Here is a 23,484-nt window from a genome sequence, read left to right on the forward strand (position 1 = left end):
ACCCTCGACCCCAACCTTGGCAAGGTTGTGCTCTACCCCTGAGCTACACCCGCTCGCTGTTTTCCGCCGGCGACACCGTGGCGGCGCCGATGAGCGGCATAAACACCATTCCGCCGGGGAGCGCAAGGGGTTGCGGAGCCGGCTTCCGGCCCTCCCTACCAGGTGGCGGCGGGGGGTGAGCCGTCCCGGATCTCGGCGAGCCGCGCCCGGGTCGCCGGGGTGGTCTCCGGCGGCAGGGCGTCGAGGGGGAAGAAGGCGGCGGCGGCGATCTCGCGGTCGGGCCTCTTCGGCACCGGCACCGTGAAGGCCCGGGCGACGTAGAGCGCGACGTGGTCACGCTTCGAGGCGCGGTCGTTGAAGTAGAAGCCGTGCAGGGCCGGCGTCGCGCTCGCGTCGAGGACGATCCCGGTCTCCTCGCGGAACTCCCGGGCCATCGCCTCGAGCGCCGTCTCGCCCGGCTCGACGCCGCCGCCCGGCAGGTGCCAGCCATCCATGTAGGTGTGGCGCACGAGGCAGACCCGGTTCTCCGGATCGATCGCCGCCCCGCGCACCCCCAGGGTCATTCCGCGGGTGAAGCGCCAGACGAGGTGGGCGCCCCGCATCAGCAGAGCCTGTCGGCGCGTCATCCCGCGATCTCCTCTTCTCATCCGATTGCGTCGTGCCATCGACTTGTCGATGGCGCGACGTTCGGCGCATCAGTGCCGGCGCCCGTGTGGGCTGAGCCGATGTCTTCGAACAGGTCCGAAGACGCTGCGGTGTCAGACGACGGTCAGGCGGATCTCGCCGACGCCCTCGATCGTCCCGACCATGGTCTGGCCGCGGGTGACCGCGCCGACGCCCTCCGGCGTGCCGGCGAAGATCACGTCGCCGGGCTCCAGGACGAAGTAGGTCGACAGGTAGGCGATCTGCTCGGCCACCGACCAGATCATGTCGGAGAGGTCGCCCTTCTGGCGCACGGCGCCGTCGACCGACAGGGTGATCGCGCCCTTGGCCGGGTGGCCGATGACGGAAGCGGGCTTGAGGGTACCGACCGGGCCCGACAGGTCGGCGGCCTTGCCGAGCTCCCACGGGCGGCGCAGCGCCTTGGCCTCGTCCTGGACGTCGCGGCGGGTCATGTCGAGGCCGACCGCGTAGCCGTAGACGTGGTCGAGGGCCTGGTCCACCGGGATGTCGCGCCCGCCCTTGGCGAGGGCCACCACCAGCTCGACCTCGTGGTGGTAGTTCGCGGTCTTCGGCGGATAGGGGTGCTCCACCGTCTCGCCGTCCGGCACCATCTGCAGGGCGTCGGCGGGTTTCATGAAGAAGAAGGGCGGCTCACGGGTCGGGTCGGCCCCCATCTCCCGGGCATGGGCGGCGAAGTTGCGCCCGACGCAGTAGACCCGGCGCACCGGAAACAGGTCGTCGGTGCCTTGGATCGGGAGCGCGGTGCGCGGCGGGTTCGGGATCACGGAGAGCATGAGGCTGCGGTCTCGGACGAGTTTCGCGAAGGGCCGCGCATCTTGGAAAAAGGGCCGGCCGACCGCTATCTAGAGGGCGGTTCCGCGGTACGCCATCCCGCCCCGCCGCAACCCCCTCCCTCATGATGCGTCCCCCCGTGACCCACAACCTGCTCGACACTCTCGCGGCCCGCCTCGGGCCCGCGCACGTCCTCACCGACGCGGCCGACATCGCCCCCCACCTCGGCGAGACCCGCGGCCTCTACCACGGGGAGGCGCTCGCCGTCGTGCGGCCGCGCGACACCCAGGAGGTCGCCTTCGTGGTCGGGACTTGCGCCGCGGCGCGGGTGCCGGTGGTGGCCCATGGCGGCAATACCGGGCTCGTCGGCGGGGGCGTGCCGTTCGGCGGCGTGGTGATCTCGCTCGCCCGCCTCGACCGGGTGCGGGCGGTCGATCCGCTCGACGCCACCATCACGGTCGAGGCCGGCTGCGTGCTCGCCAACGTCCAGCAGGCGGCGGACGCCGCCGGCATGCTGTTCCCGCTCTCGCTCGCCTCCGAGGGCTCCTGCCGCATCGGCGGCAACCTCGCCACCAATGCCGGCGGCACCGCGGTCCTGGCCTATGGCAATGCCCGCGAGTTGACGCTCGGCCTCGAAGTGGTGCTGGCGGACGGGCAGGTCTGGAACGGCCTGCATGCCCTCCGCAAGGACAATTCCGGCTACGACCTGAAGAACCTGTTCGTCGGCTCGGAGGGCACGCTCGGCATCATCACCGCCGCCGTGCTGCGGCTGCACCCCAGGCCCGTCTCGAAGGCGACCGCGTTCCTCGGCCTCGCTTCGGCCCGCGCGGCGCTCGAGGCCTTCGGGCGCCTGCGCGACCGACTCGGGCCCCGGCTCACCGCCTTCGAGTACGTGCCGCGCTTCCCCCTGGAGGTGGTGCTGCGCCACCTGCCCGGCGCGGTGCGCCCGCTCGAAGGCGACCACGCTGCTTATGCCCTCGTCGAGGTCTCCTCGCCGGCGCCCGACGCGCCCGGGGAGCTGGAGGCGCGGCTCGGCGACCTGATCGAGGCCGGGCTGGTCGAGGACGCGGTGCTGGCCCAGAGCGAGGCGCAGGGCGCCGCCCTGTGGCGCCTGCGCGAGAGCCTGTCGGAGATGCAGGGCTACGAGGGCGGCTCGATCAAGCACGACGTCTCGGTGCCGGTCTCCCGGGTGGCGGAGTTCCTGGAGCGGGCGAGCGCCGCCTGCGAGGCGGCCCTGCCGGGGGTGCGGGTCTGCGCCTTCGGACATTTCGGCGACGGCAACATCCACTTCAACCTGACCCAGCCGGTCGGGGCCGAGAAGGCCGCCTTCCTCGCCGAGTGGCCGCGCTTCAACCGCATCGTCCACGACATCGTGCACGGCATGAACGGCTCGATCGCCGCCGAGCACGGCGTCGGGCTGATCAAGCGCGACGAGCTGCCCCGCTACAAGGACCCCGTCGCCCTCGACCTGATGCGCCGCCTCAAGGGCGCCCTCGACCCGCTGGGCATCCTCAATCCCGGCAAGGTCCTGGCCGCGGAAGGCGCGCCGGAGGCGTTCCCGGCCCGAACTCTCCCAGGCAAAGTCACGGCGGCATGATCTCGCTGTTTCGCCAGGCGTCTGCGGCGCCCGTGGGCCTCACCGCGGCGTCCCTGCTCGGCGCCTTCGAGAGCCTCGGCGACAATTGCGAGTTCGGCATCGCCCAGCGCTATGCCGGCACCGATCCCCTCGGGCTGTTCCGCCTCTCCTCAGCGCCGATCGCCGACCTCACCCACGCGGTCGAGACGCAGTTGGCCCATTACGGCGGGGCGGACGACATCGAGGTCCGGGTCGGTGCCGGCGGCTACCTGTTCTGCCACAGCCGCCGTTACGGCTTCGCCTACCATACCGGCGACATGGCGCCCCGGGTGAAGCCCGCCGATATCCTCGCGCGGGAGATCCGCCGGGTCGGCTACCTCAAGGAACGGCTGCTCGCCGACCTCGCGGCAGGGGACAGGATCCTCGTCCGCAAGGGACCGCCTGGAGAGACGGAGGGTGCGGTGCGCCGCCTCTTCGCGGCCCTGCGGGCAATCGGTCCAGTGACCTTGCTGCGGGTATGCGAGGCGGGCGAGGTCCCGCCGGGGCGGGTCGTCTGGCGCGGCGAGGGCCTGATGCAGGGCGCGCTGCCCCATTTCGCCCCCTATGCCGCGGCGACCGATGCCGATCTCGCGGGCTGGCTCGCGGTCTGCGGCCGGGCCTACGCCCTGCGCCACAGCCTGGTCGAGCCCCCTGCCCTGGCACCGGACGGCCCGCCGCTCTTCGAGGCACCGGGGACCGACCGCCACGCGCTCGACGCCGCGTCGCCCGATCCCGGAATGCTCGCAATCTCCCACCCGGTCGACGGCCTGCGGCCGAACCGCCTCCATGTCGTCGCCGCGGAGATCCGGCTGCCGGAGGATTTTTCCGGGACGCGGGCCGCCGTCACCTTCGTCGACGCCGCACCCCATGCCCGCCGGGAGGCGGACCTCGCCCGCCGCGGCACCTGGCAGACCGTCTATGGCGCCACCCGGATGCGCAAGCGCCAGAGCGAGGCGACGATCGGCCTGATGCTCGCGGGTCCGGCCGGCACGGCGGTCGAGACGCGCGGCTGGCGGGTGACGGAGGGGTGCCTGCCGGGGGTGGGGTGAGCGCGTGGACGACGCGCCGTCGTCACCGCGCCTCCTGCAGATCCGGACGCCTCTCGCCCGCGACCCCCGCCAGATCCTCCCGAATGCCCTGCGCGAGCGCCTTCAGCTCCGGCGCCGCCCGGTCCCGCGGCTGGCTTGCCTCGATCCGGTGGGCGGCGACGATGCGGCCCGGGCTGCCGGCCAGAACCACGACCCGGTCGGCGAGGTAGACCGCCTCCTCGATGTCGTGGGTGACGAACAGAACGGTCTGGCCCGAGGCGCGGCAGAGCCGGGCGAGCTCGTCCTGCAGGGTCTCGCGGGTCAGCGCGTCGAGGGCCGAGAACGGCTCGTCCATCAGCAGCACGTGCGGCTCGACCGCCAGGGCGCGCGCGAGCGACACCCGCTGGCGCTGGCCGCCTGAGAGCTGGAACGGCCAGCGCCCGGCGAGCGCGCCCAAGCCCACCCGGTCGAGGGCGGCTTGCGCCCGCCGGCGCCGCTCGGCCCGGGGCAGGCGCAGCTTCTCGAGCCCGAAGGCGACGTTGTCGAGGACCCGGCGCCAGGGCAGCAGGCGCGAATCCTGGAAGACCAGGGCGACTGCCCGGCGGCCGGGCTCGGGCTCGCTCAACCTGACGGTGCCGGCACTGGGCTTCACGAGGTCGGCGATCACCCGCAGCAGCGTCGACTTGCCGACGCCCGAGGCGCCGACGATCGCCAGGAACTCGCCCGGCTCGATGTCGAGATCGAGGCCGGAGAGCACCGTCGTGCGGGCGCCGTCGCGGGTGAAGGTGAGGGCGAGGCCCTGGATCGCGATCAGGCCCGCCATCGGAGCATCCAGCCTTGGAGGGCGGTGAAGGCGGCGTCGAACACGCCGTAGAGCAGCGCCATGGTGAGCATGTAGACGACCACGATGTCGGTCGCGAGGAGCGTCGAGGCCTGCATCATCCGTTGCCCGAGCCCCGCGACGCCGAAGATCTCGGCCGCCACCACCGCCATCCAGGCCTGCCCGATGGCCGTGCGCACGCCGACCAGGATGCCGGGCATGGCCGCCGGCCACACCACCGTGACCAGGCGCTCGAGGGCGGAGCGGAAGCCGAAGGCGGCGGCGAGCTCGATCAGATCCCGGTCGACGCCGCGGATCGCCCCGTGGCTCGCGAAGTAGACGATCCAGAACACCCCGATGGCGACGATGAACAGGGCCGCCTCCGGGCTGACCCCGAACCAGATGATGGCGAAGGGCACCCAGGCGAGGCCCGGCACCGGACGCAGGACCCGCACGATCCAGGCGGTCAGGCCTTCGGCCGTGCGGGACATGCCCGTCAGCGTGCCGACGGCGATGCCGAGGCCGACGCCGAGGGCGAGGCCGCCCAGGTAATGCCCGAGGCTGCCACCGATGGCAGTGAGCCACTGGCCGGAGCGCAATTCGCGCAAAAAGGCCTCCGGCAGGACCGAGGGCGGCGGCAGGAAGGCCGGGTTGACGAGACCGAGCCGCGGCACGGCCTCCCACAGGGCGAAGAAGGCGGCGAGCCCCAGGAGCGGGAGCAGCGCCGCCGCGGGGCGGGATCTCATCAGCGGCGCTTACTTGCCCGCGACCGCACGCTCGTAGAAGCGCGGCTCGAACAACCCGTCGAGGGAGACCTCGCGGTCCAGCGCCCCGATCTTCACCTGGAAGCGCTGCATCGCCGCCGTCGCCTCGACGATGGCACGCGGATCGGCGGCGAAGCGCGTCGCCGGGGAGGCCAGCGCCCGCCGGATGGTGGCAGTGTCGACGAGGCCCTTGCCCAGCGACGCCTCGATGATCGGCGCGACGCGCTCCGGCTCGCGGCCGATCAGGTCGACCGCCCGCACGACGCCCGTCACGATCGCCTGTACGGCCTCCGGCTCCTTGTCGAGCAGGGCGCGCGTCACGGCGACGACGGTGCCGGGCTGGTTCGGGAACATCTCGCCGCCGAGCGCCATCAGGCGGATCGCCGGGTTGCGGCCGGTGACGATGGAGACCGCGGGCTCGCGCAGGGTGCCGCCCTCGACCGCGCCGGCGAGCACCGCCTGCTGGGTCGCGTCGATCCCCATCGAGACGATCGTCACGTCCTTCGGGTCGGCCTTCGCCACCTCCCACAGCCAGTACTGCAAGGTGGTGTTGGGCACGGAGCCGAGGGGCTGGGTCGCGAGCCGCGCCGGCGTGCCGGCGGATTCCCGGTAGCGCCGGAAGACCTCGGCCGGGGCGACGCCCTTCTCGGCGAAGCGGGCGAGCTTCGGGCCGGCGACGAAGACGTTCTCCTCGACCGAGGTGGCGGCCACGACCTTCACGTCGATCCCCTTCGAGCGGGCGACGCCGAGCGGCGCCACGCCGGCGACGTAGACGTCGAGGGTGCCCGATGCCAGGGCCTGGATCATGTTCGGGCCCGACTCGAAGGTCGTGACGGCGAGCGACAGCCCCGCCTCCTTCAGCCAGCCCTCCTTCTCGGCGACGAAGATCGGCGCGGCGGCGAGGATCGGGATCACGCCGACCCGCAGCGGCGCGGCGCGGCCCTGCGCCAGGGCCGAAGTCGTCAAGGCCGGCATCCCGGCTCCCAGCGCGGCACCGGCCGCCAGGACCGGGGCTGCCCCGAGGATGCTGCGTCGCGTGATGGTCATGGCCGGCCGTCTGTGGGGGAAGAGACACGTCCGCTTAGGGCATCCTCCTGCGGCAGCGCAAGAATGGCGCCGATATAAGAAAAATCTCCCATATATCAATTCAATACTGGAATTTTCTGCTATATGACGTCGATGGAGGAGAAGAACGTCCGACCCGCCCCGGGTCGCCGCGCCTCCGCCCCCTGGCACGGCCAGTCCAATTTTTTGGTCAGCACAGGCAAGCGCCGGCGGTCCCGCCTCTTCTAACCTTGGGTCGTCGGCATCGCGCCTCGTGTTGCAAAGGAGCCCGGACCAGGATGGCCCTCTCGCGTCGTGACCTCCTCCGCACCGCGGCTGCCGTTCCGCTCTCTACCCTGGCGATGCCGGCCGTGCTCCGGTCCGCCCGCGGGGAGACGCCGATTCTCGTCGGCTCGCTGCACGACCAGTCCGGGCCGATCGCCGCCTCCGGCACGCCGATGGTCGAGAGCCTGAAGCTCGGGATCGAGGAGGTGAACGCCGCCGGCGGCCTTCTCGGCCGGCCGCTGCAGCTCGTGCATTACGACACGCAGTCCAACATCCAGATGTACTCGCAATACGCCCAGCAGCTCGCCGTGCGCGACAAGGTGGCGGTGGTCCATGGCGGCATCACCTCCGCCTCGCGCGAGGCGATCCGCCCGACCTTCAACCGCTTCCGGGTGCTGTACTTCTACAACGTGCTGTACGAGGGCGGGGTCTGCGACCGCAACACCTTCTGCACCGGCACCACCCCGGCCCAGACGGTGGAGAAGCTGGTGCCGTACGCCATGGGGAAGGACAAGAAGAAGGTCTACATCATCGCCGCCGACTACAATTACGGCCAGATCACCGCCAAGTGGATGCAGAAATACGTCAAGGACCAGGGTGGCGAGACAGTCTCGGTCGATTTCTTCCCCCTCGACGTGACGAATTTCGGCCCGACGATCTCGAAGATCCAGGCGGCGAAGCCGGACCTGCTGCTCTCGGCGCTGGTCGGCGGCAACCATACGGCGTTCTACCGGCAATGGACCTCGGCCGGCATGAAGGACCAGATTCCGATCGCCTCGACCACCTTCGGTCTCGTCAACGAGCCCACCACCCTCAACGCCGCCGAGAGCGACGGCATTCTCGGCGCCTACGGCTATTTCGAGGAGCTGACGACGCCGGCGAGCACGGCCTACGTCGCCAAGCTGAAGAAGCAGTCGCCGAGCATCCCCTACATCAGCGAGCTGGCGGCGGCGACCTACGAGGGGTTCTATCTCTGGGCCGAGGGGGTGAAGAAGGCGAAGTCCATCGACCGGATGGCGGTGACCGAGGCGCTGGAGACCGGGCTCTCCTTCGACGGTCCGACCGGCAAGGTCACGGTGGATCACGCCACCCACCACGTCACCCGCAACGCCTATCTCGCGGCGGTCAAGGACCGGAAATGGGTGGTGCGCGAGACCTTCCCCGATGCCAAGCCGCAGGACACCGCGGCGGTGTGCAACCTGATCAAGAACCCGCGCGACAACAAGCAGTACGAGATCTCGATCTGAGGATCGAGGCGCGCTGACAGTTCGCCCACCCGCCAAGTCATTCCGGGGCCGCGCGGCGAAGCGCAGAATCCAGAAACTCAGCTGGAGAAGAATAGAGCGGCACGCCGTTCGCTCTTTCCTGGATCGTCAGCGGTTCTGGGATGACGCGGACGGCGACAGAGCCGAAGGCCCGTTCGACTGAAAGACACACGGCACCCCCTCCCCCCGCCCGGATGGCTTCATGGATCTGTCGCTCATCATCGCGCTCGACGTCGTGAACGGGGCCGCCTCCCTGTTCCTGCTCTGCCTCGGCCTGGCGATCATCTTCGGGATGATGAAGATCATCAACCTCGCCCACGGCGAGTTCGTGATGCTGGGCGCCTACGCCACGGTGATCTCGGCCAATGCCGGGCTCAACATCTGGATCGCGATGCTGGTGGTGGCGCCGCTCTTCGTCGGCGTCGTCGGTCTCGTGATCGAGCGCTGCCTGATCCGCTTCCTGTACGGGCGCCTGGTCGACTCGATGCTGGCGACCTGGGGCCTCAGCCTCTGCCTGATCGGCTTGGTGACGACCATCTTCGGCAACACCATCAACGGCGTGCCGACGCCGCTCGGCGGGTTCCAGGTCGGGGCCTACCGGTCGAGCTGGTACACGATCTTTCTCCTCGCCATGGCCGTCCTGATGATGGCGCTGGTCTACGGCGTGCTCCGCTTCACCCGGTTCGGCCTCGTCGCCCGGGCGGTGATGCTGAACCCCGGCATGGCCGCGACGCTCGGGGTCAACCCGGCCAAGATCTACATGGCGACCTTCGGCATCGGCGCCGCCATCACCGGCCTCGCCGGCGGGCTCCTGGCGCCGGTCTCCGGCATCACCCCGGTGATGGGCACCGCCTTCGTCGCCAAGTGCTTCATCACCGTCGTCGGCGGCGGCGCGGCGATCATCTCGGGCACGCTGTCGGCCGCCGGGCTGTTCGGCTTCGTCAACCAGCTCGGCGCCTTCTTCACCACCCCGGTCTACGGCGAGGTGATCCTGTTCCTCTCCGCGATCCTGCTGATCCGCCTGCTGCCGCAGGGCATCTCCGGCCGCTTCTTCAAGGGGACGCTCTGAATGCCCGCCGCCCTGTCGCGCGCCCTCCAGGCCCTCGCCGTCTTGGGTGCCATCGCCCTGGTCGTGGTCCTGCCCAGCCATCTCGAGCTCTTCACCCTGATGCAGCTGACGCTGTTCGCCGCCATGGGGGTGCTGGCGCTCAGCCTCGGCTTCATCTGGGGCTTCGGCGGCATCCTGTCCTTCGGCCAGACCGCCTTCTTCGGGCTCGGCGGCTACACCTACGCGATCGCGGCGATCAATTTCGGCGACTCCACCAACGCGATCCTGCTGGCGATCCTGTTTCCGGCCCTCTTCGCCGCGGCGCTCGGCTACTTCGTGTTCTACGGCCGGATCAGCGAGGTCTATCTCGGGGTCATCACCCTCACCGTGACGCTGATCCTGTTCAACGTCGTCAACTCGACGGCGGGCGACGCCTACACGATCGGCCAGGCGCGGCTCGGGGGCTTCAACGGCATCCCGTCGGTGCCGACCTTCAACGCGCCCTACACCCCGGACGCCGTGCTGAGCCCCGAGGCCGGGTGGTGGGTCACCGGCGGCGCGCTCATCGCCGTCTACCTGCTGATGCGGCTCCTGCTCGCCAGCCCCTTCGGCCGCATCGCGGTGGCGGTGCGCGAGAACGAGACCCGCGCGGCGCTGCTGGGCTACGATCCGCGCTTGGTCAAGCTCGGGGTGTTCATGGTCGGCGGCGCCGTCGCCGGTCTCGCCGGCGCGCTCTACGTCAACTGGGGCGCCTTCGTCGGCCCGACGATCTTCTCCCTGTCGCTCTCGGCCGAGATCATCATCTGGATCACCGTCGGCGGCCTCGGCACCTTGATCGGGCCTGTGGTCGGCTGCGTCCTGATCCAGTTCCTCAACGCCAAGATCGGCTCGCAGCAGGCCTTCAACGCCAACCTCGTCCTCGGAGTGATCCTGGTCGGCTTCGTGCTGCTCTTGCCGAAGGGCGTCGTGCCGACTCTGAAGACCGCGCTCCTCGGGCTCGGCCGCAAGGCCAAGCGACGCCCGGCCGCCGCCGCCGCCGCCCGGACCCAGATCGCGGGAGCCGAATGACATGGGAGACGAATAAGATGGATCCCCTCGTCCCCCTCCTGAAGACCGAGCACCTGACGATGCGCTTCGGCGGCGTCGTCGCCAACGACGACGTCAGCTTCACCCTCGGCGAGATGGAGTTGCGCTGCCTCATCGGCCCGAACGGCGCCGGCAAGAGCACCTTCTTCAAGATGCTCACTGGGCAGCTCATTCCGACCTCCGGCACCATCGCGTTCCGCGGCAAGCCGGTGACGGGGCTGCAGAGCCACCAGATCGCCCGGCTCGGCATCGGCATCAAGACGCAGGTGCCGAACGTGTTCAACGGGCTGTCGGTGCGCGAGAACATCTGGCTCTCGGCCCGCCGCAAGACGACGCCGAAATTCACCGGACCTCTGGTGGACGAGATCCTGGAGAAAATCCGGCTGACGCACCTCGCCGGGGCGACCGTCGGCCAGCTCTCGCACGGCCAGCGGCAATGGGTCGAGATCGGCACGGTGCTGGCCGGTGATCCGGAGCTGATCCTCCTCGACGAGCCCGCCGCCGGCATGACCGACGAGGAGACCCACCGCACCGCCGAGATCATCCGCGAGATCAACAAGACCCGGGCGATCGTCGTGGTCGAGCACGACATGGCGTTTATCAAGATGATCGCCCGCACGGTCACGGTGTTCCACCAGGGCCGGATCATGATGGAGGACGGGATCGACGCCGTGCTCGCCGACAGGCGGGTGCGCGACGTCTATCTCGGCAAGAAGGTGGCGGCATGAGCGCGTTGCTGGACGTCGAGAACCTGCGGGCGAGCTACGGCCGGGTGCCGATCCTGATGGGCGTCGACTTCGCCCTGGCGCCCGGGGAATACCTCGGCATCCTCGGCCATAACGGCATGGGAAAGACCACGCTGATGCGGACCCTGATGGGCCATCTGCCGGCCACGGCCGGTACGGTGCGCTTCGCCGGCACCGACGTGACGCGGCTCCCCATCCACCAGCGCGCCCGGCTCGGCATGGGGTTGGTGCCCCAGGGCCGCGAGATCTTCGCGACCCTCAGCGTGCGCGAGAACCTGCGCATGGGGCTCGCCAGCGCCCCGAAGGAAGACCCCCGGATCATCGACGACGTGCTCGCCGACTTCCCCCGCCTCGTGCGCCTGCTCGACCGGCGCGGCGGCGCCCTCTCGGGCGGCGAGCAGCAATTGCTCGCGCTCGCCCGCTGCCTGTGCACCCGGCCGAAGCTCGTCCTCCTCGACGAGCCGACGGAGGGCATCCAGCCCTCGATCATCGAGGAGATCATCGAGACGCTGCTCGCCTTGAAGAAGCGCTGGGACCTGTCGATGATCATCGTCGAGCAGAACCTCGACTTCATCACCTCGCTGTCCGACCGGGTGCTCGGCATCCAGAAGGGCCGCATCACCGGCGAGGTCTCGCGCGAGGACCTGCTGGCCGGGCGGTTCGGGATGGCGGCGGCGTAGCGTCCTCACGCCACGCCCCTTTCCGGGGCACATGCAGCGACAGCCGAATGCGCCCGGGGACCCAGCACAATCATCGTGAAGCGACCGTATGTCTGCACCGCTGCAAAGATAGAGCCGCTTCGCGGCGAGTCCCCCCGCTGGATCCCGGATCTCCTTCCACTCCGTTTCAGTCGTCCGGGAAAGGGGGGAGCCTGAATGAACGATTCCTTTCCTCTTCATCAACCAGGAGACGCCCCATGGCCATCACCCGTCCGAGCGCAGCCCAGGTCCGCGAGCTCGCCGCCAGCCTCTACATGTCGATGTCGCACGAGGAGGCCGCCGCCTACCGGGCGCTGATGGACGCCTCGTTCGACGCCTACGACGTGGTCGACGCCCTGCCGGACCACATCCCCGCGGTGACGTATCCCCGCACCCCCGGCACCCGGCCGAGCCCTGAGGAGAACCCGCTCGGCGCCTGGTACTGGAAGAGCACCGTGACGGGGGCCGACACCGGCAAGCTCAAGGGCAAGACGGTGGCGCTCAAGGACAACGTGGCGCTCGCCGGCGTGCCGATGATGAACGGCGCCTCGACCCTCGAAGGCTTCGTGCCGGCCGCGGACGCCACCATCGTGACCCGGATGCTGGATGCGGGCGCGACCATCCTCGGCAAGGCGGTGTGCGAGCATTTCTGCCTCTCGGGTGGCAGCCACACCTCGGATCCGGGTCCGGTCCACAACCCGCACCGCAAGGGCTACTCGGCCGGCGGCTCGTCCTCGGGCAGCGGCGCGCTCGTCGCCGCCGGCGAGGTCGACATGGCGATCGGCGGCGACCAGGGCGGGTCGATCCGCATCCCCGCCTCGTATTGCGGCATCTACGGCATGAAGCCGACCCACGGCCTCGTGCCCTATACCGGCGTGATGCCGATCGAGACCACGATCGACCATACCGGCCCGATGACCGCGAGCGTCGCCGACAACGCCCTGCTGCTCGAGGTTCTGGCCGGGCCCGACGGGCTCGACCCGCGCCAGTATGCACCGCAGGTCGCGGCCTACACGGAAGCGCTGAAGAAGGGCGCGAAGGGCCTGAAGATCGGCCTCCTCCTGGAGGGTTTCGCCGCCCCCGGCATGCAGGAGGCGGTGGCCGACAAGGTCCGTGCTGCGGCTGCCCGGTTCGAGGCCCTCGGCGCCACGATCGAGGAGGTCTCGCTGCCGGCCTACACGACGGCGGCGGCGGTCTGGCAGCCGATCGGCCTCGAAGGGCTGACGCAGCAGATGATGCTCGGCAACGGCATGGGCTTCAACTGGAAGGGCGCCTACGACGTCGGCCTGTTCGACGCCCACTCGGCCTGGCGCGACAAGGCCGACGACCTGTCCGAGACGCTGAAGATCTCGATGCTCATCGGCCAGTGGGGCCTGACCCATTACCGCGGGCGCTACTACGCCAAGGCGCAGAACATCGCCCGCAAGGTGCGGGAGGATTTCGCGACCTGCTTCAAGACGTACGACCTGCTGCTGTGCCCGACCCTGCCCTGCACCGCCACCAAGCTGCCGGAGAAGGGCGCGCCGCTGGAGGAGGTCGTCGCCCGCGCCTTCGAGATGGTCGCCTCGACCTCGCCGATGGACGTGACCGGCAATCCCTCGATGTCGATCCCCTGCGGCCTCGTCGACGGCCTGCCGGTCGGCCTGATGCTGACGGCGAAGGACTGGAACGAGAGCGCGATCTACCAGGCCGCCGCCGCCTTCGAGGCGGCCGGCGACTGGAAGACCTTCTGAGGCCGGCGGTGAAGACCATCAGCGCCATCCTCCGCGCCCGGCCGGGCGCGGAGGACACCCTGCGGGCCGCCCTCCTTGACGTCGCGGCCCACGTCGCCGCAAACGAGCCGGACACGGTCGGCTTCTTCGTCTCGCAGGATGCGGCGGATCCGACCCGCTTCACCACCTACGAGCGGTTCACCGACGAGTCGGCGATGGACCGGCACAACGGCTCGGAGGCGGTGGCGCGGTTCTTCCGGATCGCGCAGCCGATCCTCGACGGGGAGGTGATCCTGGTGACGGCCGACGAGATCTCTTGCCGATAATGTCTTGCTGATGACCACCTACGACACCGTGATCGTCGGCGCCGGCAGCGCCGGCTGCGTGCTCGCCGGGCGGCTCAGCGCCGATCCGGCGCGCCGGGTGCTGCTGCTCGAGGCGGGGGGCGAGCCGCCGCTCGGCGCCGTCGTCCCGTCGGACTGGCCGAGCCTGTTCAACACCGGCGTCGACTGGGGCTTCCACACCGAGCCTCAACCCGGCTGCCGCCATCGGCGGATCTTCTGGCCCCGCGGCCGGATGCTCGGCGGCTCCGGCTCGCTCAACGCCATGATCTACCTGCGCGGGCTGCCGTCGGATTACGATGCCTGGGAGGCGATGGGCTGCCCCGGCTGGGGCTGGCGCGACGTGCTGCCGGACTTCCTCGCCTCCGAGGACAACCGTCGTTTCGGCAACCATCCGCTGCACGGCACCGGCGGCCCGCTGCCGGTCGAGGATTGCCCGTTCCGCGACCAGGGCGAGACGCTCTGGCACGATTCCGCCGTGGCGGCCGGCTACAGGGCCAATCCGGATTTCAACGGCGGCAGCCAGGAGGGCGTCGGCTACTTCCAGCTGACGACGAAGGGCGGCGAGCGCTTCGGCACCAAGCGGGCCTATCTCGATCCGGCGCGGGAGCGACGAAACCTCACGATCGAGACCGGCGTGCTCGTCACCCGCCTCGTGGTCGAGAACGGCCGCGCCGTCGGCGTCGAGTACCTGCGCAACGGACGGCCCGAGCGGGCATCGGCCGGGCAGATCGTGCTCGCGGCCGGCGCCATCGCCTCGCCCCATCTCCTCATGCTCTCCGGCATCGGCCCGGCGGACGCGCTGACGCGCGTCGGGGTCGCCTCGGTGCACGACCTCCCCGGGGTCGGCCAGGACCTGCAGGACCATCCGGCCATCACTCTCGCCTTCGCGGCGAAGCGCCCGATCGGCCTCGGCGCCATGGACGAGGCGGCCCATCGGCGGGCTGTCGCCGAGTGGCAGGCGCACCGCACCGGGCCACGAACCTCGAACTGGGCGTCGGCCGGCGGCCATGTCGCGACGCGGCCGGACATCGAGCCCGACCTCCAGCTCTACGGCATCGCCGCGCCGCACCGCGATTACGGCCGATTCCTCTATCCGGGCTCCGGCTTCACCCTGTTCGCGGTGCTGCAGCGGCCGGAGAGCCGCGGCGAGATCCGCCTGCGTTCGGCCGACCCGCTCGCGGCACCGGCGATCGACCCGCGTTACCTCGGCGATGAGGGCGGTCGCGACCTCGCCACCCTGGTCGAGGGCGTGAGGATCAACCGGGCCATCGCAGCGGCGGGCCCGCTCGCGGAAGCGATCGCCCACGAGCTCAGCCCCTCGGCGGAATGCCTGGACGAGGCGGGCATCGCCCGGCACGTGCGCGGCCATCTCGCCTCGCTCTACCACCCGTCGAGCACCTGCCGGATGGGCACCGATCCCGGCGCCGTCGTCGATCCGCGGAGCTTCGCTGTCCACGGGCTCGACGGACTGTTCGTCGCCGACGCCTCGGTGTTTCCGCGGATGATCTCGGCCAACCTCAACGCGACGGTGATCCTGGTGGCCGAGCGGGCGGCCGCAGCGCTCGGACGGTGAGACCCTGTCATACGATGTCCGATTGATTGCGTCGCAATGCGGAAATCGGCTTCGCTCAGGCGCCGCGCGGGTTGCTGAGACGAGTTCCGGAAGGAATCGTCCGGAGATCGTCTCATACCCTCGCGCCCTGCCATCGGCACGTCGATGGCAGGGCGTCCGGCGCATCAGCGCCGGCGCCCGTTCGGGCTTGCCTTACGCCTCCGAACGAGTCAGTTCGAAGGCGCGGCGGTATCAGAGCCTGTTTGATCCGCTCGACCCGATCGGCACGCACGATCGTCATCCGGATCGGGCATCCCGCCAAGGCGGGATGGCATCACCGCACGACCGAACCGGCACACGATTCCGGGCTCCGCCGCGCAGCCCCGGAATGACCAAGAGGGTGTTGCCCGGTGTCGAGAGGCAAGCCGTCTCTCAGGGCGCTCACGCCCGCCGCTGCCCGGTCTCGCGCGCCATGAACCCGTCCAGGACCTTGTCCAGGGTCAGCGGATAATCCCGGATCCGGATGCCGGTCGCGTTGTAGACCGCGTTCGCCACGGCCGCACCGGCTCCACAGATGCCGAGCTCGCCCAATCCCTTGCTCTTCAGCGGGTTCGCCTTGTCGTCGAGTTCGGGCAGGAACACCGCGTCGATCTCCGGCAGATCGGCATGGACCGGGACGTGGTACTCGGCGAGGTCGTGGTTGACGAAGGTGCCGTAGCGGGGATCGACCTCGACCGCCTCCATCAGCGCCGCGCCGACGCCGAACACCATGCCACCGATCGCCTGCGAGCGCGCGGTCTTCGGGTTGAGGATGCGACCGCCGGTGAACACGCCGAGCATTCGCCGCAGGCGGATCTCGCCGGTGTCGGCATCGACGCCGACCTCGGCGAAGTGCGCGCCGTAAGAGTATTGCGAGAACTTCTTCTCGTTCTCGCCCGGCTTGATCTCGCCCTCGGCCTCCATCCCGGAGCCGATCAGGTCGCGCAGGGCCTCCGAGCGGTTGCCCGAGATGATCCGGCCGTCCGCGAAGACGGCGTTCTCACGCGCCAGGTCGGTCTTCGCCAGGAGCTGCTGCCGCAGGGCCTCGCAGGCCACGTAGAGCGCTGAGCCGGACGACGCCGCGCCGAAGGAGCCGCCGGAGCCGGAGGAGGCCGGATCTGCGGTGTCGCCGAGGATCATCCGCACCTGCGCGACCTTCACGCCCAGCATCTCGGCCGCGATCTGGCTCAGGATCGTGTAGGTGCCGGTGCCGATATCGGTCATCGCCATCCGGGCGGTGAGCGTTCCGTCGGGGTCGAGGCGCACCCGCGCCTTGGCGGGCTGGAGCGGGTTGAGCCGGGCCGCCGCCGAGACGCCGGTGCCGACCAGCCACTGCCCGTCCCGGGTCGCGCCGGGCTTCGGATTGCGCCTGTCCCAGCCGAAGAGCCGCGCCCCCTCGCGCAGGCAGGGCACGAGCTGGCGGGTCGAGAACGGGACGTGCTTCTCGGGGTCCTGGGCCGGCTCGTTGCGGATCCGCAGCTCGATCGGATCGAGGGCCAGCGCCTCCGCCAACTCGTCCATGGCGCATTCGAAGGCCAGCATGCCGACGGCCTCGCCAGGCGCGCGCATCGAGGAGGCCATCGGCAGGTTGAGCGACGCCAACCGATGCGCCGTCAGGCGGTTGGGGGCGGCGTAGAGCGAGCGGGTGACGTTGGCCGAGGTCTCGAAGAAGCTGTCGCCGGGCGTGGTGTCGGACCAGGATTCGTGCGCGATCGCCGTGAGCTTGCCGTCCCGGTCGGCGCCGAGGCGCACCCGTTGCACCGTGTCCGAACGGCGGGTCGTGGTGGTGAAGACCTGCTGGCGGGTGAGCGCGATCTTCACCGGCCGGCCGTCGAGGTTCCTCGAGGCGAGCGCCGCCAGGATCGCGTCGGCCTGCGGCTGGAGCTTGCCGCCGAAGCCGCCGCCGATGAAGCGGCTGATCAGGCGCACATTGTCCTTCGGCAACTTGAAGACCGAGGCGAGGGCGTCCTGGCCGCGATTCGGCATCTGGTTGGCGGTGATGAGGGTGACGTGATCGCCGTCCCAGGACGCGATCGTGGCGTGCGGCTCCATCATCGCGTGACTCTGCACCGGAGTGGTGTAGCGCGCATCGATCTTGACCGGCGCCGCCGCGAAGCCGGCCTCGAAATCCCCGAGGGTCGAATCCGGCGGCGTCCGCGCCTTCTCGGGCTTCTTCGCCTCCCCGAGCGCATCGGCGAGGACGTAAGATCCCGTCTCCTGATCGTAAGCGACGCGGATCGCCGCCGCCGCGGCGCGGGCCTCCTCGAAGCTCTCGGCCACGACGAGCGCGACCGGCTGGCCCCAATGCTTGATCTCGGTGCCGGTGAGGAGAGGAGCGACCTGTTCCTTCTTCTCCCCTTGCGGCGGTGCGTTGCGGTGGGTCAGCACGTGGACGACGCCGGGCATCCGCTCGGCGGTCGCGGTGTCGATGTCGCGGATGCGGCCCTTGGCGATGGTCGCCGTGACGACGAAGCCGTAGCCGGGATTCGTCATCTCCCGGCTCTCGTAGGCATACGTCGCGTGGCCGGTGACCTTCAGCGGTCCGTCGACGCGGTCGATCGGCTGGCCCACCGGGCCGTTGGCTTGCGTGTCGAGGGGCGTGACGCCGATCGGCTGGCTCATATCCATGGCTGTTCTCCGAGTCCGGCGATCAGGCGCGTCGCGCTTCCGCCACGGCGGCGGCGAGGGTGCGCTTGGCGAGCGGGATCTTGAAGTCGTTGGCGCCGTAGCCGCGGGCGCCCCTCAAGGCCGCCTCGCCGGCGGCGCCGACGCCCTCGCGCACCAGAGCCTCCTCGGCCTCCGCCACCCGCCACGGTTTGTGAGCGAGACCGCCGAAGGCCAGGCGGGCGGAGCGCACCTTGTCGCCATCCGCTTCGATCACCGCCGCCACCGAGACGAGGGCGAAGGCATAGGACGCGCGGTCGCGCACCTTGCGGTATACGTGGCGGCCCTTCACTGGCGCCGGCAGGGTCACGGCCGTGATGATTTCGCCGGGCTTGAGAGTGGTCTCGACCTGGGGCGTGTCGCCGGGCAGGCGGTGCAGGTCGGCGATCGACATCGTGCGCTCCGCCCCCTCCGGCGTCACGGTCTCGACCGTGGCATCGAGGGCCCGCATCGCGACTGCCATGTCGGACGGGTGGGTGGCGATGCAGTGCTCGGAGGTGCCGACCACCGCCAGGATGCGGTTGAACCCTTCGATCGCCGAGCAGCCGGAGCCGGGCCGACGTTTGTTGCACGGCATCGCCGTGTCGTAGAAGTACGGGCAGCGGGTGCGCTGCAGCAGGTTGCCGGCGGTGGTCGCCTTGTTGCGCAGCTGGCCCGAGGCGCCAGCGAGCAGCGCCCGCGACAGCACACCGTAATCGCGCCGCACCCGCTCGTCGGCGGCGAGATCGGCGTTGCGCACCATCGCGCCGATGCGCAACCCGCCCTCCGGCGTCGGCTCGATCCTGTCGAGCGGCAGCCGATTGACGTCGACGAGGTGGGTCGGCGTCTCGATCTGCAGCTTCATCAGGTCGAGGAGGTTGGTGCCGCCGGCGATGAAGCGGGCGTTCGGTTGCGCGACGACCGCCTTGGCGGCGTCCGCCACGGTGGCGGGGCGCTCGTAGGTGAAAGCCTTCATGATCGCCCCCTCAGAGCCGCGTCGCCGCGCCGCCGGCGTCGCGGATCGCCGCGACGATGTTCGGGTAGGCGGAGCAGCGGCAGATGTTGCCGCTCATCCGCTCGCGGATCTCCGCATCGGTCAAAGCGACCGCCGCGGTCAGATCCTGCGTCACGGTGCTGGGCCATCCGGCCTTGGCCTCGGTCAGCATCCCGGCGGCCGAGCAGATCTGGCCCGGCGTGCAGTAGCCGCACTGGAAGCCGTCATGCTTGACGAAGGCGGCCTGGAGCGGGTGCAGGTGGTCGCCCTCGGCCAACCCCTCGATGGTCTGAATCTCGTCGCCCTCGTGCATCACCGCGAGCGTCAGGCAGGAATTGATCCGCCGCCCGTTCACCAGCACCGTGCAGGCGCCGCACTGGCCGTGGTCGCAGCCCTTCTTCGAGCCGGTGAGGCCGATGCGCTCGCGCAGGGCATCGAGGAGCGTGGTGCGCGGATCGACCTCGAGGGGGCGGGCCTGGCCGTTGACCTGAAGGGTCACGGGCATGCGGGGCGTGGCCGGCTCGGCGGCGAGGGCCTGCGGCGCGGCCCCTTGCGCCGGCGGCGGCGCGGCCCGGAGCGGCCCGGCGAAGCCGAGCACCGCCGCGGCGGCGACGCCGCTCTCCAGAACGCTCCGGCGCGTCGGCCGCGGCGCGGAATCGGACTTGTCCATGGTGCCTCCCGGCCCGGAAACGAGGTGACGGCGCGCGAGCGCCGGCGCCGGCTCGGCCGTTGGGCCGCGACGCGATCGCTCACCAAACGTTCGGGCGGGCAGCGGGGTCCCGGGAAGGGCGCGGGTGCGGCATCGCGCGCGGCAAGGCGCGGAGGGTGATGGCACGCGACGCCTCGCGCGCCGACAGGCGCCGGAAGCAGGACAGAGCCTCGCCCGCCCTGACCACCATCCGCCGAGGACGTGCCGTGTCGGAGAGTCTGTTCGACCGCTTTCTCAGGTCATTCCACCCACGACCTCATCCCGAGGTGCCGGAGCGTAGCGGAGGCCTCGAAGGAGGCCTCCAGAAATCTCTGCGGCAGCGGGAGCCCTCCTTCGAGGCTCCCTCTGGTCGCACCTCAGGATGAGATCGTGGATGGATCAGAAAGACAACAGAAAAGAGGTCCATGATGCGGCTGCTGTCAACAAGCAGGCTCCTCACATCCCCTGCATGTGCCGATCCACGAAGGCCTGCACGCTTCCGACGTGCTCGGCCATGCGCTCGTTCACGCACATCTGCACGGTGGTGCCGTAATACAGCATCCCGCGGCTCTTCTGCTTGTGGCACTCGTAGACCGGCTGGGCGCAGAGGCTGCCGGCGAGCAGCACCGGCAGAGCCAGCACCTTGGCGACGGCCGCGAGGCCGCCGAGGAGGCGGCTGCCGGACGGCGCGGGGGCCGGTGTCCAGACGATCTCGATGGTTCGCACGTCGCGGGATTCGCGGTGGGCAGGGCGCCGAGAGCCAGCCTCGAAGCGATGCGGTATCCGGTCGGGCAAGGTCAGGGGCGGGAGCGGCCGGACCGCGTGGTCGCGGTGCTCGGCGATCATCCTGCGGAAATCGGCGTTGGTCAGGGCCATGGCTGCCACCTCATTCCCAAAGGTCTCAGAGTGAGGCACCCTGTGCCTCGGTCTCCGGGATCTCTGCGTCTGGCGTGCCAACGGAAACCGACTGGAAACCATGCCGCCACGGAACATGTCGCTAGGGAAAGCGGGCTCAGTGGTATTTCAATCCGTCCTGCTCGTAGCGTGGTTGTATCAGGACGGGGCAGGCGGGACGGCTCAGCGCCCCTCTCCTTCGGCGAGGCGCTTCTCGTAGCGCCAGGCGGTGGTGCCGTCCTCGTAATAGTCCGGCACGGTCTCGAAGCGGTGATAGCCGCTGCGCTCGTAGAGGCGGATGCCGGCGCCGTTATCCTCGCGCACCTCCAGGCGCAAGGTGTCGCAGCCCCGGGCCAGGGCCTCGGCCTCGGCGGCGGCGAGCAGCACCCGGCCGAGCCCGGTCCCGGACCGGCTCGGCGCCACCGCGATCGAGGACAGGCGGGCGCGCCGGCTGCCGCGGCGGCGCTCGATCGTGGCGGCGCCGATCAGCACCGCGTCGTCGAGAGCGACGAGGAGCGAGATCGACGGCGACGCGATGGCGTGGCGGATCGCCCGGCGCTCCGCCCGGTCGGTGGCGAAGGCCGCGACCTCGAGCGCCATCAGGGCGTCGAGATCCTCTCGGATCGCCGGCCGGATCGTGACGGCCGACGCGCGCGCGGGGTGACCGCTCACGCGGCCGTCCACGGATAGGTCCAGGTCTCGGTCAGGGTCTGGCCACGGGCGCGCAGGAAGGCGCGCAGCTCGGTCGATTGCCCGGGCTGGTCGAGCCGCACGTCGATCGCGGCGCGAAAGCCCTTCACGTGCAGGTTGGGCACCAGAGAGACCGCCAGGACCTTGCCCTGCGTCGTCGAGGGCACGATCTCGACCGCCTTCGGATCGGTGAGCCAGTAGGAGAGATCGCCGCCCGAGAAGTCGACGAGGAAGCGCCGGGTGCGCGGCTCGCTGGCATCGGCCGAGCCGCCGCTCGCCGTAGTGCGGGCGACGTAGGTGTTCACCACCCGGCCGCCGGGATGCAGGTCGTCGGTCTCGGCGAGCGCCCGGATCTTGTAGGACAGCTCCACCGCCTCGCCGGGCTTGTAGGGCTGCTTGGGCTGCCAGGAGGCCACGATGTTGTCGTGGGTCTCGTTCTCGGTCGGCAGCTCGACGAGGCGCACCGTGCCCTCGCCCCACTCGCCCTGCGGCTCGACCCAGTAGCCCGGGCGGCGGTGATAGAACGCCTCGAGGTCCTGGTAATCCTCGAACACCCGGTCACGCTGCATCAGCCCGAAGCCCTTCGGGTTGCGGTCCTCGAAGGCCGAGATCCAGCGCTCCTTCGGGTTGCGCAGGGGCCGCCAGATCCACTCGCCGCCGCCGGACTGCATCAGCAGCCCGTCGGAATCGTGCAGCTCGGGGCGGTAATCGTCCGAGTGGTGGCGGTCGTTCTCGCCGATGAAGAACATCGAGGTCAGCGGCGCGATCCCGACCGTGGTCAGTTCGCGGCGCGGATGCAGCGAGCAGCGCACGTCGACGACGGTCTCGTCGCCCGGATAGACCAGGAACTGGAACGCGCCGGTGCAGGACGGCCCGTCGAGGAGGGCGTAGATCACCGCCCGGTCGGCGCCCTTCGGCGGCATCTCGATCCAGAATTCGCGGAAGACCGGGAATTCCTCCGGCCCGCCGACGCCCTCGACGTTGACGGCGAGCCCCCTCGCCGACAGCCCGTAGAGCTGGTCGCGGCCGAGGAAGCGGTAGTAGCTGGCGCCCAGGAACGCGATCAGCTCGTCGAGCACGCCGGGCTTGTTGAGCGGGTAGTGCAGCCGGAAGCCGGCGAAGCCGAGATTGACCGGCAGCGGCTTGTCGATGGTGGTGCGGCCGTAATCGAACAGGCCGGGCTGGTAGGGCACCGGCGTCGGCACCCCGTCGCGCACGACGTTCACCGTCACCGGACGGGTATAGAGGAAGCCGAGATGGAACAGCTGGAGCCGGAACGGCCCGTCCTGGTCTCCGAGCAGCGCCTTGTCGGGCCGGAAGCGGATGTCGCGCCAGGCGTCGTAATCGAGCGAGGCGAGCGGCGCCGGCAGCGGCGCCACGTTGGCCTCGAACGGCACGCCCGCCAGGGCCTTCGCCCGGCGCACCACCTCGTCGAAGCGGAAGCGGGCTGGGCCGGACGGGGCCGGGCTCGGCGCCGGCGGCGGCAGGGCGCTCGGGCCGGGCTGGGTCGGCCCGACCTGGGCGGAGGCCGCCCCGGTCAGGGCGGCGGAGGAGAGCAGGCCGGCGAGGAGCGCGCGGCGCGAGGGTGCGATGGTCATGGCGGTCCGGATATAAGGCGCGCGTCGTGAACGCGCGTGCGCGTCGCCGCGCTGAATGGCCCGTCCGGCGCCGCTTGAGAAGGCCCCGCCACGTGACGTTGTCTTCATGCGGGGGCCCCGGCCGTGCCGCGGGCTGTATCCATCGTGCCACGTTGGGGAAATCCGGCGAAAATCCGCAAGACGGGGCTTGCGGCGGGGGGCCATGGTCCGTATCTACCGCCTTGCCCAATTTCGCACGTGCCTGTGGCCGCGTGCCGGTTGGTGGGCATCCGGACAAGAGGCCGGACAGCCGCCAGGGGTCTTAAAGGATCGATGGTCGGATAGGGGTGGATCCCTCCGGCCGGCATCCAGGTGGCGACACCGGACCCCGACAACAACCGGCAGCCGGAGGCAAAACCGGCGAACCCCGCTCTCCACGGGGGACGCAGCTTAAAGCAACGACGAACGGGCTTTTTTGGTCTCGTCGGCCCTCCAAA

21 protein-coding genes are annotated in these 23,484 nt (G+C 70.4%); 10 read left to right on the plus strand and 11 right to left on the minus strand.

The window, feature by feature from the left end:
• Nucleotides 1-155: 155 nt before the first annotated feature.
• Both MFF64_RS01635 and MFF64_RS01640 read right to left on the minus strand, forming a co-directional pair.
• Nucleotides 156-626 carry an NUDIX domain-containing protein gene (locus tag MFF64_RS01635; RefSeq protein WP_099901301.1) on the minus strand — a complete coding sequence of 157 codons (471 nt, stop codon included), beginning with the start codon at nt 624-626 and terminating at the stop codon, nt 156-158.
• Nucleotides 627-758: 132 nt separating this feature from the next.
• Complete coding sequence (locus tag MFF64_RS01640) at nt 759-1,457, minus strand: fumarylacetoacetate hydrolase family protein (protein WP_099901303.1); 699 nt, start codon at nt 1,455-1,457, stop codon at nt 759-761.
• Between the two features lie 125 nt (nt 1,458-1,582).
• Between MFF64_RS01640 and MFF64_RS01645 the strand changes: the two genes are divergently transcribed.
• Together MFF64_RS01645 and MFF64_RS01650 are read left to right on the plus strand one after the other, a co-directional pair.
• Nucleotides 1,583-3,052, plus strand: coding sequence for an FAD-binding oxidoreductase (locus MFF64_RS01645; protein ID WP_238189306.1), 1,470 nt, complete (start codon nt 1,583-1,585; stop codon nt 3,050-3,052).
• Nucleotides 3,049-4,119: a hypothetical protein gene (locus tag MFF64_RS01650; RefSeq protein WP_099903741.1), complete on the plus strand. Its 1,071-nt coding sequence runs from the start codon at nt 3,049-3,051 to the stop codon at nt 4,117-4,119. Before MFF64_RS01645 ends, MFF64_RS01650 begins: the two co-directional genes overlap by 4 nt.
• Nucleotides 4,120-4,141: 22 nt before the next feature.
• Here MFF64_RS01650 and MFF64_RS01655 read toward each other — a convergent pair whose 3' ends face one another.
• From MFF64_RS01655 to MFF64_RS01665, 3 genes are read right to left on the minus strand one after another with little or no spacing between them, the layout of a single operon-like run.
• Nucleotides 4,142-4,921: an ABC transporter ATP-binding protein gene (locus MFF64_RS01655; protein WP_099903739.1), complete on the minus strand. Its 780-nt coding sequence runs from the start codon at nt 4,919-4,921 to the stop codon at nt 4,142-4,144.
• A complete protein-coding gene (locus MFF64_RS01660) occupies nt 4,909-5,664 on the minus strand; it encodes an ABC transporter permease (RefSeq protein WP_099903737.1) in 756 nt (251 codons plus the stop codon). Before MFF64_RS01660 ends, MFF64_RS01655 begins: the two co-directional genes overlap by 13 nt.
• A gap of 9 nt (nt 5,665-5,673) precedes the next feature.
• The gene (locus MFF64_RS01665; RefSeq protein ID WP_238189249.1) at nt 5,674-6,729 is read right to left on the minus strand and encodes an ABC transporter substrate-binding protein; all 1,056 of its coding nucleotides are present in this window, start codon (nt 6,727-6,729) and stop codon (nt 5,674-5,676) included.
• Between the two features lie 296 nt (nt 6,730-7,025).
• Here MFF64_RS01665 and MFF64_RS01670 point away from each other — a divergent pair, with 296 nt between their 5' ends.
• From MFF64_RS01670 to MFF64_RS01705, 8 genes are all read left to right on the plus strand, one after another.
• A complete protein-coding gene (locus MFF64_RS01670) occupies nt 7,026-8,258 on the plus strand; it encodes an urea ABC transporter substrate-binding protein (protein WP_099902069.1) in 1,233 nt (410 codons plus the stop codon).
• Nucleotides 8,259-8,478: 220 nt separating this feature from the next.
• On the plus strand, nt 8,479-9,345 hold the full coding sequence (locus MFF64_RS01675; protein WP_238189252.1) for a branched-chain amino acid ABC transporter permease: 867 nt from the start codon (nt 8,479-8,481) through the stop codon (nt 9,343-9,345).
• Complete coding sequence (locus tag MFF64_RS01680) at nt 9,346-10,392, plus strand: ABC transporter permease subunit (protein ID WP_238189253.1); 1,047 nt, start codon at nt 9,346-9,348, stop codon at nt 10,390-10,392.
• Between the two features lie 17 nt (nt 10,393-10,409).
• Nucleotides 10,410-11,138, plus strand: a complete 729-nt coding sequence (locus MFF64_RS01685; protein WP_099902531.1) for an ATP-binding cassette domain-containing protein — start codon at nt 10,410-10,412, stop codon at nt 11,136-11,138.
• Entirely contained in the window at nt 11,135-11,836 is a 702-nt protein-coding gene (locus MFF64_RS01690) for an ABC transporter ATP-binding protein (RefSeq protein ID WP_099902529.1), read from the plus strand. The genes MFF64_RS01685 and MFF64_RS01690 overlap by 4 nt, the downstream gene beginning before the upstream one ends.
• A gap of 236 nt (nt 11,837-12,072) precedes the next feature.
• Complete coding sequence (locus MFF64_RS01695; protein ID WP_238189256.1) at nt 12,073-13,587, plus strand: amidase; 1,515 nt, start codon at nt 12,073-12,075, stop codon at nt 13,585-13,587.
• An 8-nt stretch (nt 13,588-13,595) separates the two neighbouring features.
• Nucleotides 13,596-13,892 (plus strand): putative quinol monooxygenase, encoded by a 297-nt coding sequence (locus tag MFF64_RS01700; RefSeq protein ID WP_238189257.1) that lies wholly within the window; start codon nt 13,596-13,598, stop codon nt 13,890-13,892.
• Nucleotides 13,893-13,902: 10 nt separating this feature from the next.
• The gene (locus MFF64_RS01705; RefSeq protein ID WP_099899726.1) at nt 13,903-15,483 is read left to right on the plus strand and encodes a GMC family oxidoreductase; all 1,581 of its coding nucleotides are present in this window, start codon (nt 13,903-13,905) and stop codon (nt 15,481-15,483) included.
• A gap of 420 nt (nt 15,484-15,903) precedes the next feature.
• On the opposite strand, the gene MFF64_RS01710 is transcribed toward MFF64_RS01705, so the two are convergent.
• The 6 genes from MFF64_RS01710 to MFF64_RS01735 all read right to left on the minus strand — a co-directional run bounded on the left by MFF64_RS01710 (nt 15,904) and on the right by MFF64_RS01735 (nt 23,008).
• Nucleotides 15,904-18,129, minus strand: a complete 2,226-nt coding sequence (locus MFF64_RS01710) for a xanthine dehydrogenase family protein molybdopterin-binding subunit (protein ID WP_099899720.1) — start codon at nt 18,127-18,129, stop codon at nt 15,904-15,906.
• Nucleotides 18,130-18,151: 22 nt separating this feature from the next.
• The gene (locus MFF64_RS01715) at nt 18,152-19,120 is read right to left on the minus strand and encodes an FAD binding domain-containing protein (protein ID WP_238189259.1); all 969 of its coding nucleotides are present in this window, start codon (nt 19,118-19,120) and stop codon (nt 18,152-18,154) included.
• A gap of 10 nt (nt 19,121-19,130) precedes the next feature.
• The gene (locus tag MFF64_RS01720; RefSeq protein WP_099899713.1) at nt 19,131-19,808 is read right to left on the minus strand and encodes a 2Fe-2S iron-sulfur cluster-binding protein; all 678 of its coding nucleotides are present in this window, start codon (nt 19,806-19,808) and stop codon (nt 19,131-19,133) included.
• A gap of 474 nt (nt 19,809-20,282) precedes the next feature.
• On the minus strand, nt 20,283-20,702 hold the full coding sequence (locus MFF64_RS01725) for a hypothetical protein (protein ID WP_099899707.1): 420 nt from the start codon (nt 20,700-20,702) through the stop codon (nt 20,283-20,285).
• A 201-nt stretch (nt 20,703-20,903) separates the two neighbouring features.
• Entirely contained in the window at nt 20,904-21,392 is a 489-nt protein-coding gene (locus tag MFF64_RS01730; RefSeq protein WP_238189261.1) for a GNAT family N-acetyltransferase, read from the minus strand.
• On the minus strand, nt 21,389-23,008 hold the full coding sequence (locus MFF64_RS01735) for an OpgD/OpgG family glucan biosynthesis protein (protein WP_099899705.1): 1,620 nt from the start codon (nt 23,006-23,008) through the stop codon (nt 21,389-21,391). Before MFF64_RS01735 ends, MFF64_RS01730 begins: the two co-directional genes overlap by 4 nt.
• Nucleotides 23,009-23,484: the final 476 nt, after the last annotated feature.

The organism is Methylobacterium frigidaeris (assembly GCF_022179185.1).
Lineage (GTDB): Bacteria > Pseudomonadota > Alphaproteobacteria > Rhizobiales > Beijerinckiaceae > Methylobacterium > Methylobacterium frigidaeris.